The sequence below is a fragment of the Streptomyces griseoruber genome (genome assembly GCF_001514205.1).
GTDB classification, from domain to species: domain Bacteria; phylum Actinomycetota; class Actinomycetes; order Streptomycetales; family Streptomycetaceae; genus Streptomyces; species Streptomyces griseoruber.
Window position 1 is genome coordinate 1 of sequence record NZ_KQ948849.1, and the last position, 503, is coordinate 503.

At 69.6% G+C, this 503-nt stretch carries 1 protein-coding gene; it reads left to right on the forward strand.

The features are described 5' to 3' along the window. Nucleotides 1-37 precede the first annotated feature (37 nt). A partial coding sequence (locus AQJ64_RS44930; RefSeq protein ID WP_342342317.1) for an acyltransferase domain-containing protein occupies nucleotides 38-503 on the forward strand: 466 nt, incomplete at its 3' end.

A 503-nucleotide genomic window follows, 5' to 3' on the forward strand; every position in this document is an offset into this window, starting at 1 on the left:
GTTGGACGAGTTGATGGCGCACTGCGAGAGCAGTGATGTGAGGGCTCGTCGTGTTCCGGTGGACTACGCCTCGCATACCTGGCATGTGGAGGCGATCGAGGCGGAGCTGGCGCGGGTGCTTGCGGCTGTGGAGCCGCGTTCGGGTGAGGTGCCGTTCTTCTCCACGACGGAGGCGGAGGTGATCGACACGGCGCGGCTGGACGGCGGGTACTGGTATCGGAATCTGCGGCAGCGGGTGCGTTTCGCGGACGCCGTCGCAGGTCTGGTGGAGCAGGGGTTCGGTGCGTTCGTCGAGGTCAGCTCGCATCCGGTGCTGGGCATGGCGGTCCAGGAGGCCGCCCCGGACGCGGTCGTGGTGGGGACTCTGCGCCGTGACAAGGGCGACGCCCACCGTGTTCTGACCTCCCTGGCCGAGGCGTGGGTGCGGGGTGTTCCGGTGGACTGGACGGCCGTTCTGGCGGGGCAGGACGCCCGGGCGGTGGCGTTGCCGACGTACGCCTTCC